The 14,532-nt window shown below is 69.1% G+C and carries 18 protein-coding genes; 9 read left to right on the forward strand and 9 right to left on the reverse strand.

What is annotated here, in order from left to right; translation table 11 throughout:
* Positions 1 to 30 precede the first annotated feature (30 nt).
* Together VKQ35_RS15820 and VKQ35_RS15825 are read left to right on the forward strand one after the other, a co-directional pair.
* Entirely contained in the window at positions 31 to 390 is a 360-nt protein-coding gene (locus VKQ35_RS15820) for a hypothetical protein (RefSeq protein WP_324363319.1), read from the forward strand.
* Positions 387 to 725, forward strand: coding sequence for a type II toxin-antitoxin system PemK/MazF family toxin (locus VKQ35_RS15825; RefSeq protein ID WP_324363321.1), 339 nt, complete (start codon positions 387 to 389; stop codon positions 723 to 725). Before VKQ35_RS15820 ends, VKQ35_RS15825 begins: the two co-directional genes overlap by 4 nt.
* Before the next feature lie 3 nt (positions 726 to 728).
* On the opposite strand, the gene VKQ35_RS15830 is transcribed toward VKQ35_RS15825, so the two are convergent.
* The 3 genes from VKQ35_RS15830 to VKQ35_RS15840 form a co-directional block, all read right to left on the reverse strand.
* On the reverse strand, positions 729 to 1,130 hold the full coding sequence (locus tag VKQ35_RS15830; RefSeq protein WP_324363323.1) for a VOC family protein: 402 nt from the start codon (positions 1,128 to 1,130) through the stop codon (positions 729 to 731).
* 44 nt (positions 1,131 to 1,174) lie between these two features.
* Positions 1,175 to 1,555, reverse strand: coding sequence for a hypothetical protein (locus VKQ35_RS15835; RefSeq protein ID WP_324363325.1), 381 nt, complete (start codon positions 1,553 to 1,555; stop codon positions 1,175 to 1,177).
* A gap of 74 nt (positions 1,556 to 1,629) precedes the next feature.
* Positions 1,630 to 1,962: a DUF1491 family protein gene (locus VKQ35_RS15840; RefSeq protein WP_324363327.1), complete on the reverse strand. Its 333-nt coding sequence runs from the start codon at positions 1,960 to 1,962 to the stop codon at positions 1,630 to 1,632.
* Between the two features lie 133 nt (positions 1,963 to 2,095).
* Between VKQ35_RS15840 and VKQ35_RS15845 the strand changes: the two genes are divergently transcribed.
* Positions 2,096 to 2,959 carry a hypothetical protein gene (locus VKQ35_RS15845; RefSeq protein WP_324363329.1) on the forward strand — a complete coding sequence of 288 codons (864 nt, stop codon included), beginning with the start codon at positions 2,096 to 2,098 and terminating at the stop codon, positions 2,957 to 2,959.
* A 9-nt stretch (positions 2,960 to 2,968) separates the two neighbouring features.
* Here the strand turns inward: VKQ35_RS15845 and VKQ35_RS15850 are convergent, their stop codons facing one another.
* Positions 2,969 to 4,558: a HAMP domain-containing sensor histidine kinase gene (locus VKQ35_RS15850; protein ID WP_324363331.1), complete on the reverse strand. Its 1,590-nt coding sequence runs from the start codon at positions 4,556 to 4,558 to the stop codon at positions 2,969 to 2,971.
* A gap of 247 nt (positions 4,559 to 4,805) precedes the next feature.
* Between VKQ35_RS15850 and VKQ35_RS15855 the strand changes: the two genes are divergently transcribed.
* Together VKQ35_RS15855 and VKQ35_RS15860 are read left to right on the forward strand one after the other, a co-directional pair.
* Positions 4,806 to 5,576: a HAMP domain-containing sensor histidine kinase gene (locus tag VKQ35_RS15855; RefSeq protein WP_324363332.1), complete on the forward strand. Its 771-nt coding sequence runs from the start codon at positions 4,806 to 4,808 to the stop codon at positions 5,574 to 5,576.
* A 41-nt stretch (positions 5,577 to 5,617) separates the two neighbouring features.
* Positions 5,618 to 6,037 carry a SufE family protein gene (locus tag VKQ35_RS15860; protein WP_324363334.1) on the forward strand — a complete coding sequence of 140 codons (420 nt, stop codon included), beginning with the start codon at positions 5,618 to 5,620 and terminating at the stop codon, positions 6,035 to 6,037.
* Here the strand turns inward: VKQ35_RS15860 and VKQ35_RS15865 are convergent, their stop codons facing one another.
* The 3 genes from VKQ35_RS15865 to VKQ35_RS15875 form a co-directional block, all read right to left on the reverse strand.
* The gene (locus VKQ35_RS15865) at positions 6,038 to 6,535 is read right to left on the reverse strand and encodes a PAS domain-containing protein (protein WP_324363336.1); all 498 of its coding nucleotides are present in this window, start codon (positions 6,533 to 6,535) and stop codon (positions 6,038 to 6,040) included.
* A 207-nt stretch (positions 6,536 to 6,742) separates the two neighbouring features.
* A complete protein-coding gene (locus VKQ35_RS15870) occupies positions 6,743 to 7,162 on the reverse strand; it encodes a MucR family transcriptional regulator (protein WP_324363338.1) in 420 nt (139 codons plus the stop codon).
* Between the two features lie 229 nt (positions 7,163 to 7,391).
* Entirely contained in the window at positions 7,392 to 8,288 is an 897-nt protein-coding gene (locus tag VKQ35_RS15875) for a crotonase/enoyl-CoA hydratase family protein (RefSeq protein ID WP_324363339.1), read from the reverse strand.
* 140 nt (positions 8,289 to 8,428) lie between these two features.
* On the opposite strand from VKQ35_RS15875, the gene VKQ35_RS15880 reads away from it, so the two are divergent.
* A complete protein-coding gene (locus VKQ35_RS15880; protein ID WP_324363342.1) occupies positions 8,429 to 9,979 on the forward strand; it encodes an acyl-CoA synthetase in 1,551 nt (516 codons plus the stop codon).
* On the opposite strand, the gene VKQ35_RS15885 is transcribed toward VKQ35_RS15880, so the two are convergent.
* A complete protein-coding gene (locus VKQ35_RS15885; protein ID WP_324363343.1) occupies positions 9,976 to 10,314 on the reverse strand; it encodes a hypothetical protein in 339 nt (112 codons plus the stop codon). The genes VKQ35_RS15880 and VKQ35_RS15885 overlap by 4 nt on opposite strands.
* Before the next feature lie 69 nt (positions 10,315 to 10,383).
* On the opposite strand from VKQ35_RS15885, the gene VKQ35_RS15890 reads away from it, so the two are divergent.
* A complete protein-coding gene (locus VKQ35_RS15890; RefSeq protein ID WP_324363345.1) occupies positions 10,384 to 10,833 on the forward strand; it encodes a MaoC family dehydratase in 450 nt (149 codons plus the stop codon).
* A 6-nt stretch (positions 10,834 to 10,839) separates the two neighbouring features.
* Here the strand turns inward: VKQ35_RS15890 and VKQ35_RS15895 are convergent, their stop codons facing one another.
* Positions 10,840 to 11,673 carry a trypsin-like peptidase domain-containing protein gene (locus tag VKQ35_RS15895; RefSeq protein ID WP_414692355.1) on the reverse strand — a complete coding sequence of 278 codons (834 nt, stop codon included), beginning with the start codon at positions 11,671 to 11,673 and terminating at the stop codon, positions 10,840 to 10,842.
* A 166-nt stretch (positions 11,674 to 11,839) separates the two neighbouring features.
* Here VKQ35_RS15895 and VKQ35_RS15900 point away from each other — a divergent pair, with 166 nt between their 5' ends.
* Positions 11,840 to 13,960, forward strand: coding sequence for a S9 family peptidase (locus VKQ35_RS15900; protein WP_324363349.1), 2,121 nt, complete (start codon positions 11,840 to 11,842; stop codon positions 13,958 to 13,960).
* Positions 13,957 to 14,502 (forward strand): GNAT family N-acetyltransferase, encoded by a 546-nt coding sequence (locus VKQ35_RS15905; RefSeq protein WP_324363351.1) that lies wholly within the window; start codon positions 13,957 to 13,959, stop codon positions 14,500 to 14,502. Before VKQ35_RS15900 ends, VKQ35_RS15905 begins: the two co-directional genes overlap by 4 nt.
* Positions 14,503 to 14,532: the final 30 nt, after the last annotated feature.

Consider the following 14,532-nt stretch of genomic DNA (forward strand, 5'->3'; position numbering starts at 1 on the left):
ATTTTCATCTTCGATTGCAAGAGGATGCACATGGCCAACCTCATTCGCCGCCGCAAACTCCCCGACGGCCGCGTCGAGGTGTTCACGCCGATGCGGAACGCCGATGGGTACTACATTCTCGCCGACCGCGCCGTCGACCCCCAGCACAACAAGGCGGCAAACCAGTTTTTCGTGCGAGACCTTGATGCCGTGATCGCGCGTGTGCGCCGCGGCGGAGTGAGTCTGCGCATGCAGGGCGACATCACGCGTCAGCCCAACCTGATCAGCGCCGGAGAGATCGAGATTGAAGAGGAGGCGCCGGTAGCTGGCGTTGCGGAGGATGACGATCCCTTCGCCACCTTCACCGAATGGAACAGCGCGGCTGACGACGCCGCCTACAAAGACCTTTGAGCTTCGCCACTTTCGATGTGGTCGTGGTTCCCTTCCCCTACAGCGACAAGCTTGCGGAGAAGCGGCGGCCGGCGCTGGTCGTCTCGGCGTCGGCGGTGGGCGACGAGCTTGATCGGCTCTGGGTGGTGATGATCACGACGGACCGCGGTCGGCGCCTGACAGGCGACGCCGCTATCGCGGACCTGACTTCGGCAGGCCTTCCCGCTGAATCGCTTATCCGTGCGAGCAAAATCGCGACGATCGAGGTTGATCGCGTGGTGCGCCGCGCCGGACGACTGTCGGACCACGACCTTGCGGCGGCGATGGCCGCCTTGCGCGCCTGCGCCGGCTTTTGACCGTCAGGCGGCCGGCAGATTGAGCTGCCAGGACACCCCGAACCGGTCGTCGACCCAGCCGAACCGCAGGGAGAAGCCGTAGTTCTCGAGCGGCATCCTGACCTCGCCGCCGTCGGAGAGCCCCGCGAACAGTTGCTCGATCTCCAGTTCGTCGGCGCAGTCCACGAACATCGAGATCGAGGGCGTGAAGGAAAAGGCGTGCTTCACCGGGCTGTCGAAGATCATCAGCTCCTGCCCCGCCAGCACCAGGGTGGCGCGGCGCACCTGCCCCTGCGGCCCCGGCTCGCCGGCGCCATAGTGCTCCAGATGCCTGACCTCCGCGCCCGCGAACAGCTCGCGGTAGCGCGCGATCGCCGCGACCGCATCGCCCTGGAACATCAGGAAGGGGGTGACCTTGTCGACCATGGCGGGGCCTCCGGCGCCTTGCCGGAGCAAAGCACAAGGCGCCCCTAGGCCGCCAGCCGTCGCCAGATCTTGCGGTCGGCGATCACCGCGTCGAGGCCGCCGTCGCGCTGCAGGGTGTGCAGTTCGGCCATCACCTCGAACTGACAGGCGACGAACCGCACCGTCACCTCAGCGGGCGAGCAGTCGAGCTTGGGGGCGACGAAGAGGGCGGCGTTGATCATCGGCGCCTTGGCGGTGATCAGCGCGCAGAGCCTTCGCGCCCGCTCGGGATTGGTCCTGTGCAGCAGCGGCTCGCGGGCGAACAGCTCCTGGCCCATGCGCAGGATCGCCGGAAAGCTCAGCCGCTGCATCCGCTGGCCGTCCAGCTTGGCGTCCATGGCCACGCCGTCCAGGCGCAGCACAACATCGTTGAGCAGGAAGAGCATGTCGCCCTTGTCGCACAGGCACGCTTTCGCGCCCGTTCACGAAGGGGGTTAACCGGCGAAAAACCTTAAGTTTCTCAGCCCCTCTCCACCGGCTCGGTCAGGAAGTGGCGGCCCTGGCGGTCGTCGATCTCCACCACCCAGACGTCCGGGTCGACGCGGACGGCGCGCTCGATATAGGCGTCGAGGTCGCGCTCCTGCTCGGAATTGGCCGGCTGCATCCACACCCGTTCGCCGTCGAGCCGGGTCGCTTCGGCATAGAGCTTGGCGGTGCCTTCGGGGCGGTTCAGCACCTTGACCAGCACCGCGCCGGCGCGTGCGTCGCCCTTGCGGATCACCATGCCAAAGGCCCCCGAGAGCTCGGCCCTGCGGATCAGGGCCGAGACCCAGATGTCGGTGGAGAGCAGCATTTAAGGGTTTGTTCCGGCCTCGCTAACGGAGTGGCAACGCTAGCTGCGCTACTCCGCAGGCTGGTCGCAAGACCATAGCGAAAGAAGACGCATGAAAAGCTCGCGCAGAAGCGCGAAGCCGGCGTCTCGGTGGATGGGGTTGTTGTGGGGGGCTCTGGCCCTTTCGCCCGCCGTTGCGCACGCGCAACCGGCGGACCTGTTCTACGAGCGCGCGGTGATGTCGGCGGCGGATCAGCGCTGCGGACTGTTCGCCCCGGAAGTCGGCGCGGCGCTCGCCGCTGCGACCGCGCAGGCGCGTGGCGCGGCCTTGCGCGCCGGAACCCCGGGCGAGGTGCTGCGCCAAACCGAACGCACGGCCCATGCGCGCGCCGCCACGGCCGATTGCCGCTCGCCGGACATCCAGACCGCCGCCGCCCGCGTCCGCAGCGCCTTTTCAGGCTTCGCGAAGATGACGCGGCTGACCTACGCCGGCGACGTCGCTGGCTGGCAGGCCGACCGCAACATCTACCGCGGCGCCCGCTGGCAGCTGTCGCAGGAAACGGCGTTCGGCGCCGACCGCATGGCCTTTGGCCTGATCGGCAAGGAGGGCCCCGGCGCCCTGGTGGCCGTGGCCCGCTTCGCGGACGGCGCCGAGCCCTATGCCGCGCGCCTGGTGCTCCGTGACGGCGCCCGCAGCGCGCAACCCTATCTGGCGCGCTACGGAACCGGCTCGACCGCCGGCCTGCCGCTCGCCCAGCGCCTGCCGCCGCCGCTGGCGCAGAAGGCCTATGCCGCCGCCGCCCGCGCGCCGGCCGGACCCGATCTGCTGCCGAAAGGCGCCGCTTCCGGCTGGGCGTTCCGCTTCCCGGACGCCGCCTCGCAGGAACTGGCCAACCTCGACCCGCGCGAGTCCGTGGCGGTCGACTTCCTGTTCCCGGGCGACGTGACGCGGCGCGCCTATATCGAGGTCGGCGACTTCGCCGCCGGCCGCGCCTTCCTGCAGGCGTCGGGCCGCTAGGTTCGGCCGCTAGGCTTCGGCCGCGCGGGCCACGGGCTCGGGCTGGACCAGCACCGGCATCCGCACCGTGACGGTCGTGCCCTCGCCGAGCGCGCTTTCCATGGTCATGTCGCCGCCGTGCAGGCGGGCGAAGGCGCGCACCAGCGACAGGCCCAGGCCCGCGCCGGCCGCGCGGTGCTCCGCGTCGCCGGCCTGTTCGTAGGGCCGGCCCAGCCGCGCCAGGTCCTGCGGCGAGATCCCCACGCCGGTGTCGGCGACGACGATCTCCAGCACCTCGCCGACCGGATGGACCGAGACGGTCACCGATCCCCCCTTGGGCGTGAACTTGAGCGCGTTCGAGATCAGGTTGAAGGCGATCTGCTTGATCGCGCGCCGGTCGGCTTCGGCTTCCAGAGACTCCGACGACAGCTCGCCCCGCAGGCTGACGCCCTGGCGGTCGGCCTGGCCGCGCATCAGGCGCAGAACCGCGGCGATGGCGTCGCGGGCGTCGAAGTCCTCGCGCGCCAGCTCGAACCGCTCGGCCTCGATCTTCGACATGTCGAGCACGTCGTTGATCAGTTCGAGGAGGTGCGCACCGCTCTCGTGGATCAGGTCGGCGTATTCGGAGTAGCGGTCGGACATCGGCCCGAACAGCCGCTGCCGCATGATGTCGGAGAAGCCCATGATGGCGTTGAGCGGCGTGCGCAGCTCGTGGCTCATATTGGCCAGGAACCGCGACTTGCCGGCGTTCTGCTGCTCGGCGACCAGACGGGCCTCGTCCAGCTCCAGCTCGCGGCGCTTCTGGGCCCGCGCGTCGCGGAGCGCGGCGACCAGCCGCTTGGGGCCCATCCGGCGCACGGTCAGCACGCACCAGCCCTGGGCGTCGTGGGCCGGCGTGAACGCGATCTCGGCCGAGCCGTCGGCGGCGGCGCGGATCAGGGCGTCCTCGACGCCGGTCCGCTCGTCGACGCAAACCAGTTCGCCCAGATTGCGGTTGGGCAGGTCGCGGGTCTCCAGGCCGACCGGCGCCTCGCCGAAGGCCTCCAGGATCCGTCCGCCCGGATAGACGCTGAGCAGCAGCTGCGGCTGGTGGTCCAGCGCCTCGCGCAGCTTCAGCTCCGCCTCGCGGGCCCGCGCGTCCTCGCCGCGCACCTTGCCCTGCAGGGCCACCAGGCCGGCCGCGAACCCCAGGCCGGTGGTCCCAAGCGCCAGCAGGCTGAGCCAGGGTGTCAGCGCCTGCGGCGGCAGGGGAAGCAGCAGGATCGATGAGCCGATCGCGGCCACGGCTGCGGCCGCGACCCCGGCGGCGGCGCCAAGCGCCAGCAGCTTGGGCCGCCCGAGCGCCGCGCTCGCCGCCAGCGGCGCCAGGCACCAGGCGGCCAGCGGCCCGGCCGTCCCGCCGGTGAGCAGCGCGGCCGATCCCCCGGCCAGCGCCCAGATCAGGATCGCGCCGAAGGCCCCGGTCTCCCCGCCGGCCTGCGCCAGCATAGCCCCGGCCAGGCCGGCCGCGCCGATCGCGCCCAGGGCGGCGAGTTCGGCCGGCGGCAGACCGGTCCCGCCCAGCGCCAGCGCGCCGGCGCTCAGCCCTACGACCAGCGTCCACGCGAGGTGCCAGCTCACGGCGAAGCGCCGTCCCGCGGCGGTGGCCGCGCGGGGGCGCGGCCGTCGTTTGGGACTGGTCAGGGGCAAACCTGGATGATCTGTGCGCCGGACATGGTCGGACAGTTTAGCGTCCAAGGTGAGTCCAAGTAAGTCTGCTCGCCCAGCGGGCGATAGTTGCTCCACAGGCAAGACCGCTTTGCGAAAGGAAATCGTAAGCGGCGGCGGCGAAAATGGCGCCTCTTGGAACGAGGGCCCAGCGCCTCCTATGCCGCCAGAGGCCGACCCCGCGACCGCGCCGCCAGCGCCCGACGCCGCCGCGCGCCGCAGGCGCAGGACCGGCGGCATCGCGGCCCTGGAGGACCAGAAACGCGCCTTCCTGCGGCTGGTCAGCCACGAGCTTCGCACGCCGCTGAATTCGATCCTCGGCTTCTCCGAGATCCTCTCGGCGGAGCTCTACGGCCCGCTGGGCGCCCCGCAATACAAGGAATACGCCGAGATCATCCGCGGCAGCGGCAAGAAGCTCTTGCGCCTGGTCAACCAGGTGCTGGAGATCGGCCGCCTGGAGGGCGTCGAGCTCGAGGTCGGGCCTGAGGCCCTGGAGCCGGCCTTCGAATCCGCCATCGCGTCGTCGGCCACCGATTTCGTCCGCGGTGTCCGCCCCGTCGTGGTCGAGGCCGAGGAACTGCCCCTGGTGCTGGCCGACCCCTGGGGCCTGCGCACGGTGCTGAGCCACCTGCTGCAGAACGCCGCCATGTTCTCCCCCGACGACGGCGAGGTCCGCCTGCGCGCGCAGGTCCGCGAGCGGCACGTCGACGTGCTGGTCGAGGACGACGGCGAGGGCGTCGACCCGGCCGACCTGCCGCGCCTGCTGCTGCCCTTCGAGCAGGGCCAGAATGCGCTCGTCCGCCGCACAGAAGGCGCGGGCCTGGGCCTGGCGATCTGCGAGCTCACCTGCCGCGCCATGGGCGCGCGTCTGATGCTGACCTCGGCGCCGGGCAAGGGGATGACCGCCCGGGTGCGGTTGAAACGCGCCTAGTCGTGGTTGCGCGGGCGCCCGCCTGCGCCTAAGTCGCGACCATGTCCGCAATAGACGACGAACTCGCCGAGCTCTCCGCCGAGTTCGAGGTGCTGGGAGACTGGGAAGAGCGGTATCGCTACGTCATCGACCTGGGCAAGGACCTCGCGCCCCTGACCGACGCCGAGCGCTCCGACGCCAACAAGGTACGCGGCTGCGCGAGCCAGGTCTGGCTGGTCAGCGAACCTCAGGCCGACGGGACGATCCGTTTCCGCGGCGATTCCGACGCCCACATCGTGCGCGGCCTGATCGCCATCGTGCTGCGGCTGTTCTCGGGCCGCCGGCCCGAGCAGATCCTGGCCTTCGACGCTCCGGCCGCCTTCGAAACCCTGGGCCTGAAGGGCGCGCTGTCGCAACAGCGCTCCAACGGCCTGGCCTCGATGGTCGCCCGCATCCGCCGCGACGCGGAAGTCCGGGTCTAGCTAGGCCGCGCGGATGCCGCTGACGCCCTGGCTCATGCCGACCACCGCGTCGAAGCCCAGGATCATGTCCACCTGCTGGCCGTCGGAGGCCAGCGGCAGGCGCAGCCACAGGATCGACAGGTGCGAGGCGCCGCGCCAAGCGAGGCTGTGCACGCCTACCGCCGGGCGCTTCTGTGCGACCACCTTGCCCAACTCCGCCCGCCAGTAGTCGGCGGCGGCGGTGTTGTAGATGTCGCCAAGCCGCTTGCCGGTGATCTCGCGTCCATAGACGCCGTAGAGTCCGGTGCCGGCCAGCCGCATGCGGAAGTCCGCCGCGGCGCTTCGCGGGTCCGCCGTCACCTCGATCAGGCTGATGGTCGGCAGCAGGCGCTTGATGCCGCCCGGGTCCAGATGGGCCCGTCCAGGCAGCCGGGCGCCATCCCGCAAAGAGGCCCAATAGGCGAAGAGTTCCTCGTGTGCGCGTACTGCCGCACCGGGAGCCCCTATCTGCGCCGCCATGTGCAGATGCCCCGACAACCGGTTGGATTCACAACGAATCAGTTATCGCCGATGTGACGAATCGGCGGCAAGCGGAAAAGGGTTAACGCGGGCCGAATTCGCGCAATGCGTGCACAAATGAATCGATGAGCATCGAGGCGGGGCGCACAAACGGAAACGCCCGCCGAAGCCGGCGGGCGTCCCGAACTCGAAACCGGGTGTTGAGGCCTAGCGCTTCTTGCGCGGCGCCTGGCGGCCGCCTTGGCCGAGGCCCATCTGCTTGGCCAGGTCCGAACGCGCCTTGGCGTAGTTCGGGGCGACCATGGGATAGTCCTTCGGCAGGCCCCACTTGGCGCGATATTCCTCAGGGCTCATGTTGTACTTGGTGCGCAGATGCCGCTTCAGCGACTTGAACTTGCGGCCGTCTTCCAGGCAGATCAGGAAATCGGGCGTGATCGAGCGGCGGATCGGCACCGCCGGCTCCTTCGGCGCCACCTCGGCGGTCTCGCCGCCCGAGGAGATACCGCTCAGCGCCCGGTGCACGCTCTGGATCAGCGCGGGCAGGTCAGCTGCCGTAACGGAATTGTTGCCCACATAGGCGGAGACAATATCCGCCGTCATCTCGATGACTTCCGACTTCTCATCCATTCTTGTTTTCCATAGGAAGCGCGCCGTCGAGGGCGCTGAGTTGATTCACAACATCAGTAGCGCGTTGCTTATCTGGACTTTATGCCCAACACAAGCACACAAATAGAGGTTATTTCAGCGTAACAGGCAGAAAATCGAGATCGAAACAGGCTGTTGAGTTCAAAGAACCGGTTTCTCCGAGTAAGCGCCGAGCCCTCTACCTGGGCGCCTGCAGCCTAAGCGGGTGATCTCACCGAAAATCCGGCGCCTGCCAGTGATCCCAGATGTCCGGCAGGTCGCTGGACACCTTGTCCGGGAAGGCGGCGGGGCGTTTTTCCAGAAACGAGGTCACGCCCTCGCGCGCATCGCCCGACTTGCCGCGCGCCTGGATGCCGCGGCTGTCGGCGCGGTGGGCGTCCATCGGATGCGCCGCGCCGGCGTTGCGCCAGATCAGCTGGCGTGTGAGCGCCACCGAGACGGGGGCGGCGTTGTCGGCGATCTCGCGGGCCAGCGCGCGGGCCGCGGGCAGGAGGTCGTCCGGCGCGTGCAGCGAGCGCACCAGGCCGGCGTCGAAGGCGTCCTGCGCCGGGAAGATGCGGCCGGTGTAGCACCACTCCAGCGCCGTCTGGACGCCCACCAGATGCGGCAGGAACCAGGACGATGCCGCCTCAGGGTTCAACCCTCGCCGCGCGAACACGAAGCCGTAGCGCGCCTCGGTGGACGCCAGCCGGATGTCCATGGCCAGCTGCATCGTCGCCCCGACCCCGACCGCCGCGCCGTTGCAGGCCGAGATCACCGGCTTCAAGCTGTCGAAGATACGCAAGGTCAGGAGGCCGCCGCCGTCGCGCTGCCGGCCCTCGCGGGTGCGCGCCTCCAGATCGGCCTGGCCCGCGCCGGCGCGGCTCGAATAGTCGAAGGTCTGGGCCCCGGCTGACAGGTCCGCCCCGGCGCAGAACGCGCGGCCCGCGCCGGTGACGATCACCGCGCGCACCTTGTCGTCGCGGTCGGTCTCGTCGAAGGCGGCGATCATGTCGCGCATCATCTGAGTGTTGAAGGCGTTGAGCTTCTCAGGCCGGTTCAGCGTGATGGTCGCGACGCCGTCCTCGACGGCATAGAGCAGGGTCTCGAAGGTCGGCGCGGCGGCCATGGCGTTCTCCCGTTTTTCATGTCCGTTTTTCAGGCCCATGCCGCCGCCTTGACGGACGGTAGGTCAAGGCCCGCTATAGCGCCTGAACAAAGATAAGTTGGCGGCGGCCCGCGAGAGGCGGCCCCAACGGGAGTGAGACCATGCATCCGTCGGCGCACGCCAAGACCCACCCGGACAAGCCGGCCTTCATCATGGCCTACTCCGGCGAGACCGTGACCTACGGCCAGCTTGAGGCCCGCTCGAACCAGGGCGCGCACCTGTTCCGCAGCCTGGGCCTTCAGACCGGGGACTCGGTCGCCTTCTTCATCGACAACCACCCGCGCTACTACGAGCTCATCTGGGCCGCCCAGCGTTCGGGCCTGCGCTACACCTGCCTCAGCTCAAAGCTGACCACCGGCGAGGTCGAGTACATCGTCAAGGACTGCGAGGCGAAGGTGTTCGTGGCCTCCGTCGCCACCGCCGAAACCGCGTTGGCTGTCGCCCCGTCGATCCCGGGCGTGGCGCTTTACATGGTGGGCGGCGCGAAGGGGCCGTTCCAAAGCCTGGAGGACGCTCGGGCCGCCATGCCGACGACGCCGATCGCCGACGAGAGCGCCGGGCGGCCGATGCTCTATTCCTCGGGCACCACCGGACGGCCCAAGGGCGTCAAGCGGATCGCGCCGGACGGGACGGCCGACACCGCCATCGACCAGCCCAACCCGCTCGCGAACCTCGGGATGGCGCTCTACGGCTGGAACGAGGACACCGTCTATCTGTCGCCGGCCCCGCTCTATCACGCCGCCCCGCTCGGCTGGTCGACGGCGGTGCAGGCCATGGGCGGCACGGTGGTGATGATGGAGCGCTTCGACGCCGCCGACGCGCTCAAATTCATCGAGCAGTACAGGATCACCTCGGCCCAGTGGGTGCCGACCCACTTCGTGCGCATGCTGAAGCTGCCGCCGGAGGATCGCGCCCGCTACGACATGAGCTCGCTCAAGGCGGTGTTCCACGCCGCCGCCCCCTGCCCCGTGCCGGTCAAGGAGCAGATGATCGCCTGGTGGGGCCCGATCGTGCACGAGTACTACGCCGGCACCGAGGGCAACGGCTTCTGCATCATCAACTCGCAGGAGTGGCTGGCCCACAAGGGCTCGGTCGGCCGCGGCCTGATGGCCCAGGTGAAGATCTGCGACGAAGACGGCAATGTGCTGCCGCCGCGCAGCGAAGGTCTGGTCTTCTTCGAGGGCGGCGGCCAGTTCGAATACCACGGCGACCCCAAGAAGACCGCCGAGAGCCGCAACCAGCACGGCTGGACGACGCTGGGCGACGTGGGCTGGCTGGACGAGGAGGGCTACCTCTACCTCACCGACCGCAAGAGCTTCATGATCATCTCCGGCGGGGTGAACATCTATCCGCAGGAGCTCGAGAACGTGCTGATCGGCCACCCCAAGGTCGCCGACGCCGCGGTTGTCGGCGCGCCGGACGAGGAGATGGGCGAGAAGGTCGTGGCGGTCATCCAGCCGATGGACTGGGCCGACGCCGGCGACGATCTGCGCGCCGAACTGATGGCCTACGCCCGGGCGCACCTCAGCCACGTGAAGTCGCCCAAGGTCATCGACTTCATGGCCGAGCTGCCGCGCCACGCCACCGGCAAGCTCTACAAGCGGCTGATCCGCGACGCCTACTGGGCCAAGGACGGCGCGCGCATCGCCTAGTCCGGCGCCGGGCCGAGCCCCTTGGGCAGCTCGCGCACCTCGATCACGCCGCCGGCCTCGAACACCGGATTGCCGGCCAGGAGGCCCTGGGCCGCGGCCATGTCGTCGACCTCGATCCGCAGATAGCCCACGATGTGGCTGCTGATCGGCGGCGCCGGGCCATCCTTCTTCAGGCAGAACCCGCGCCCGATCGCCGAGCCGCCGCGCAGCACGCCCCGCTCGCTCAGCCGGCCCAGATAGGCTTCCCAGGCGGCCGGATCGGCGGGCGCGGCCTCGTGCATGAGGAAGATGAAGTCGGCCATGATCGAGGTCCCCTGCGGTTCGCCCGCGCCCATCCCGCTTGCTCGCAGTCCGGCAGATGCTAGATCGGTTGGCAGCCAAGCCAATCCAAGAGGGAGCGAACAATGAACCCGGTTGAGATCAAAGACCTGCCCGGCCTGATCGGTACGGAGGTGGGCGTTTCGGACTGGGTCCAGATCACCCAGGAGCGCGTCAACATGTTCGCCGAGGCGACCGGCGACCATCAGTGGATCCACGTCGACGTGGAGCGCGCCACCCGCGAGATCGGCGGCCCGATCGCCCACGGCTACCTGACGCTGTCGCTGATCCCGTTCCTGGGCCAGGGCATGCTGCCGGTGAAGGGCGTGACCCGGGGCATCAACTACGGCTCCGACAAGGTGCGCTTCGTGAACATGGTCCGCGTCGGCAAGCGGGTGCGGATGCGCCAGAAGCTGATCGGCGCCGAGCCCAAGGCCGGCGGCATGCAGCTGAAGAACGAATGCACCATCGAGATCGAAGGCGAGGACAAGCCCGCCTGCGTCGCCGAGACGATCTCGATCGTCTACGGCGCTTAGGACGCCCTATTCCGGCCGGGCGGCTTCCTCGGCGGAGGCCGCCTTGGCGCCGGAGATCGGCTCCTGGCTGGCCACCTCGGTGACCGGGGCCGCCGGGTCCTTGATCAGCGCGATGGTCTCGCGGATGAACCGGGCGTTGGTGACGATGCCGATGTCCAGGCGCTCGCTGTTCAACTCCACCTGCTGGGTCAGCAGCCCGGCGATGAACTCCACGTCCTGGCTGCTCTGACCGTTGTCGCCGGCGGCGGTGTGGCGCGCCGGGCCGCTCATGAACACCGGCCCGCCGGAGTTGCCGGGGAACACCGAGAAATCGAGCAGGAAGGTCGGGAAGATCTTGGCCGGCGCGATCGGATAGGACGCCACGCGGCCGGCGCGCAGGATCGGGAAGCCCGCCGAATTGGCCGCAAGCCCCCGCGGGAAGCCCAGCGTCATCATCTGGTCGCCCGCGCCCACCTGGTACTTGGAGAAGGTGTCGTCGGCCGCCAGGTAGTCTTCCGGGATCGCCGCCTTGGTGAAGGCCGCCGGCGCGGTGATGGCGATCGCGGCCACGTCGCGCGACGGATGGTGCGTCCACAGGGGATGGCCCTGGGCGTCGCGGATCTTCAGGCTCTGCGGCGAATAGCTCCAGCTGCCGTCGGCGTTGGCGAAGCGATAGCCGATCCGCGCGTTCGACTTGGGCATCTTGTCGAAGACGTGGTTGGCGGTGACCAGGATGGTGTGCGGCTTGCCGTCCGGGGTGGTCTCGGTGATCAGAAAGCCGGTGCCTACCGTCCGCGTCCCGTCGCCGAGCGGCTGCTCCAGCTGCACGGTCGCCTGCATCATCTGCGCGGACAGGTCCATGACCATGGTCGCCGGTTCCCAACTCTCTTGATGCCGTTCGCGTCGTGAGATTGCGCGAGCTCGATTGCCGTACAGTGAATCGGAACGCACTTTTTCCGCAAGACGCCATGGCGTCGCGCCTTGACCACAATGGACAGCTGCCCGCCTGGACGGCATCTAGCGCCGCATGAGCACGCCAAAGCCTCCCGTCGTCCAGAAACACCCCAAGCGCATCGAACAGCTCGGCCGCGTGCGGATCGACGACTACGCCTGGATGAAGGACGACAACTGGCAGCAGGTGCTGCGCGACCCCAAGACCCTGCGCGCCGACGTCCGCGAGCACCTGGGCGCGGAGAACGCCTACACCAAGGCCATGCTGGCCGGGACCGAAGGCCTGCAGGCCGAAATGTTCGGCGAGATGAAGGGCCGCATCAAGGAGGACGATAGCTCCGTCCCCGCGCCGGACGGCCCTTGGGACTACTACGTCCGCTATGACCTCGGCGCCCAGCACCCGATCCACGCGCGGCGTCCCAAAGGAAAAACTGACGGCGAGCAGATACTGCTGGACGAGGAGGCGCTGTCGAAGGGCAAGCCGTTCTTCCAGGTGGGCGCGGCCAGCCACAGCCCCGACCACACCCTCTATGCCTGGGCCGCCGACGAGCAGGGCTCCGAGTACTACACGATCCGGGTCAAGGACCTGGCGACCGGCGAAGAGCTCGGCGCTCCGGCCGAGAGCGCCTACGGATCGCTGGCCTTCTCGCCGGATAGCCAGTGGCTGTTCTGGATCTGGCGCGACGAAAACGCCCGGCCCGCCAAGGTCTTCCGCCGCCCAACTCGCCCAAGCAAGGATGGGAAGGGCGGCGACGACATACTGGTCTACGAGGAAGCCGACGACGGCATGTTCCTGGGCGTCAGCGTCACCTCCGACGACAGCCACATCGTCATCGGCGTCGGCAACCAGGAGACCACCGAAAGCTGGCTGATCCCCGCCGCCGACCCGACCGCCCAGCCGGTCGTCGCCGAACAGCGGCAGGTGGGCGTCAAGTACAACCTCGACCACTGGACCGACCGCTGGGTGATCCACACCAACGCCGACGGCGCGGTGGACTTCAAGCTTTCCACCAGCCCGGCCGCGGTTCCCGCCAAGGCGACCTGGACCGACTGGATCGCGCACAAGCCCGGCCGCTACATCACCGGCTTCGCGGCCTTCGCCGGCCATCTGGTCCGCGCCGAGCGGGTCAACGCGCTCGACCGCCTGATCGTCACCGCCCACCCTAGCCAAGCAGGGGGCGGCGAAGAACACGAGATCGCCTTCGACGAGGAGGCCTACGCCCTGCACATCGAGGGCGGTTACGAGTACGCCACCACGACCCTGCGCTTCGTCTACCAGTCGCCGACCACGCCCCGTCAGACCTACGACTACGACATGGCCAGCCGCGCGCGGACCCTGCGCAAGACCCAGGAAATCCCCTCGGGCCACGATCCGGCCCGCTATGTGGCCCGCAGGCTCTACGCCAAGGCGGCCGATGGCGAAGAGGTGCCGATCACCGTCCTGATGCTGAAGGATACGCCGCTGGATGGCACGGCGCCGCTGCTGCTCTACGGCTACGGCGCCTACGGGATCCCGCTCGATCCCGGCTTTTCGATCCGCAACCTCAGCCTGGTCGACCGCGGCTGGATCTGGGCCAACGCCCACGTGCGCGGCGGCTCGGACAAGGGCTGGGGCTGGTTCCTCGACGGCCGCAAGGAAAAGAAGCCCAACAGCTTCACCGACTTCATCGCCTGCGCCGAGCACCTGACCGCCCAAGGCTACGGCGCCAAGGGCCGGATCGCGGCCTACGGCGGCTCGGCTGGCGGCATGCTGATGGGCGCCATCGCCAACCTGCGGCCCGACCTCTGGGGCGCGATCATCGCCGCGGTGCCCTTCGTCGATGTGCTCAACACCATGAGCGACACGACGCTGCCGCTCACCCCGCCGGAGTGGCCGGAGTGGGGCAATCCGCTTGAGGACGCCGCCGCCTACGATCTGATCGCCAGCTACAGCCCCTACGACCAGGTCGCCGCCAAGCCCTACCCGCCGGTCCTCGCCACCGGCGGCCTTTCCGACCCGCGCGTCACCTACTGGGAGCCGGAGAAGTGGGTGGCCAAGCTGCGCGATTTCTCGACCGGCGGCGCCCCGATGCTGCTCAAGATCAACATGGAGGCCGGCCACGGCGGCGCCTCGGGCCGCTTCGACTTCCTCAAGGAGATCGCGCTCGACTACGCCTTCGCCGTCTGGGCGCTGGAGAAGGCGTGGGAGAAGTCATGATCGTGAGACCCGCCACCGAGACCGACGCCGCCGCGCTTGCCGAGATCTATGGCGACGCGGTGCTGCACGGCTTCGGCACCTTCGAGGAAGAGCCGCCGACCGCCGCCGATATGGATGGCCGCCGCCGCGCCGTGCAGGACAAGGGCCTGCCCTACCTGGTCGCCGAGATCGACGGCCGCGTGCTGGGCTTCGCCTATGCCGGCCCCTTCCGTCCCCGCGCCGCCTACCGCTACACGCTGGAGGACAGCGTCTATGTCTCCCCCGACGCCAAGGGCAAAGGCATCGGCCGCGCCGTGTTGTCGGCGGTCATCGAGGCCTGCGAGGCGCTCGGCATCCGCCAGCTGATGGCGGTGATCGGCGACACCGAAAACGCCGGCTCCATCGGCCTGCACCGGTCGCTGGGCTTCGAGCAGACCGGAGTCGGCCGGAGCGTCGGCTTCAAGCACGGCCGCTGGGTCGACATCGTCCACATGCAGAAGGCGCTGAACGGCGGCGACACCCGCCTGCCCGACGGCGGCGGCGTGACGCTCACCGGCCACTGAGTCCGTTTTCGCCCGGTAAAAGTCATTTCG

The organism is Phenylobacterium sp., from assembly GCF_035309685.1.
Lineage (GTDB): Bacteria > Pseudomonadota > Alphaproteobacteria > Caulobacterales > Caulobacteraceae > Phenylobacterium.

Bases quoted from the DNA above. Each gene is read 5' to 3' on its own strand.
- VKQ35_RS15820 (WP_324363319.1), top strand. From the start codon at position 31: ATGGCCAACCTCATTCGCCGCCGCAAACTCCCCGACGGCCGCGTCGAG.
- VKQ35_RS15830 (WP_324363323.1), bottom strand. From the start codon at position 1,130: ATGGTCGACAAGGTCACCCCCTTCCTGATGTTCCAGGGCGATGCGGTC.
- VKQ35_RS15835 (WP_324363325.1), bottom strand. From the start codon at position 1,555: ATGCTCTTCCTGCTCAACGATGTTGTGCTGCGCCTGGACGGCGTGGCC.
- VKQ35_RS15840 (WP_324363327.1), bottom strand. From the start codon at position 1,962: ATGCTGCTCTCCACCGACATCTGGGTCTCGGCCCTGATCCGCAGGGCC.
- VKQ35_RS15845 (WP_324363329.1), top strand. From the start codon at position 2,096: ATGGGGTTGTTGTGGGGGGCTCTGGCCCTTTCGCCCGCCGTTGCGCAC.
- VKQ35_RS15855 (WP_324363332.1), top strand. From the start codon at position 4,806: ATGCCGCCAGAGGCCGACCCCGCGACCGCGCCGCCAGCGCCCGACGCC.
- VKQ35_RS15860 (WP_324363334.1), top strand. From the start codon at position 5,618: ATGTCCGCAATAGACGACGAACTCGCCGAGCTCTCCGCCGAGTTCGAG.
- VKQ35_RS15865 (WP_324363336.1), bottom strand. From the start codon at position 6,535: ATGGCGGCGCAGATAGGGGCTCCCGGTGCGGCAGTACGCGCACACGAG.
- VKQ35_RS15870 (WP_324363338.1), bottom strand. From the start codon at position 7,162: ATGGATGAGAAGTCGGAAGTCATCGAGATGACGGCGGATATTGTCTCC.
- VKQ35_RS15875 (WP_324363339.1), bottom strand. From the start codon at position 8,288: ATGGCCGCCGCGCCGACCTTCGAGACCCTGCTCTATGCCGTCGAGGAC.
- VKQ35_RS15880 (WP_324363342.1), top strand. From the start codon at position 8,429: ATGCATCCGTCGGCGCACGCCAAGACCCACCCGGACAAGCCGGCCTTC.
- VKQ35_RS15885 (WP_324363343.1), bottom strand. From the start codon at position 10,314: ATGGGCGCGGGCGAACCGCAGGGGACCTCGATCATGGCCGACTTCATC.
- VKQ35_RS15890 (WP_324363345.1), top strand. From the start codon at position 10,384: ATGAACCCGGTTGAGATCAAAGACCTGCCCGGCCTGATCGGTACGGAG.
- VKQ35_RS15895 (WP_414692355.1), bottom strand. From the start codon at position 11,673: ATGGACCTGTCCGCGCAGATGATGCAGGCGACCGTGCAGCTGGAGCAG.
- VKQ35_RS15900 (WP_324363349.1), top strand. From the start codon at position 11,840: ATGAGCACGCCAAAGCCTCCCGTCGTCCAGAAACACCCCAAGCGCATC.
- VKQ35_RS15905 (WP_324363351.1), top strand. From the start codon at position 13,957: ATGATCGTGAGACCCGCCACCGAGACCGACGCCGCCGCGCTTGCCGAG.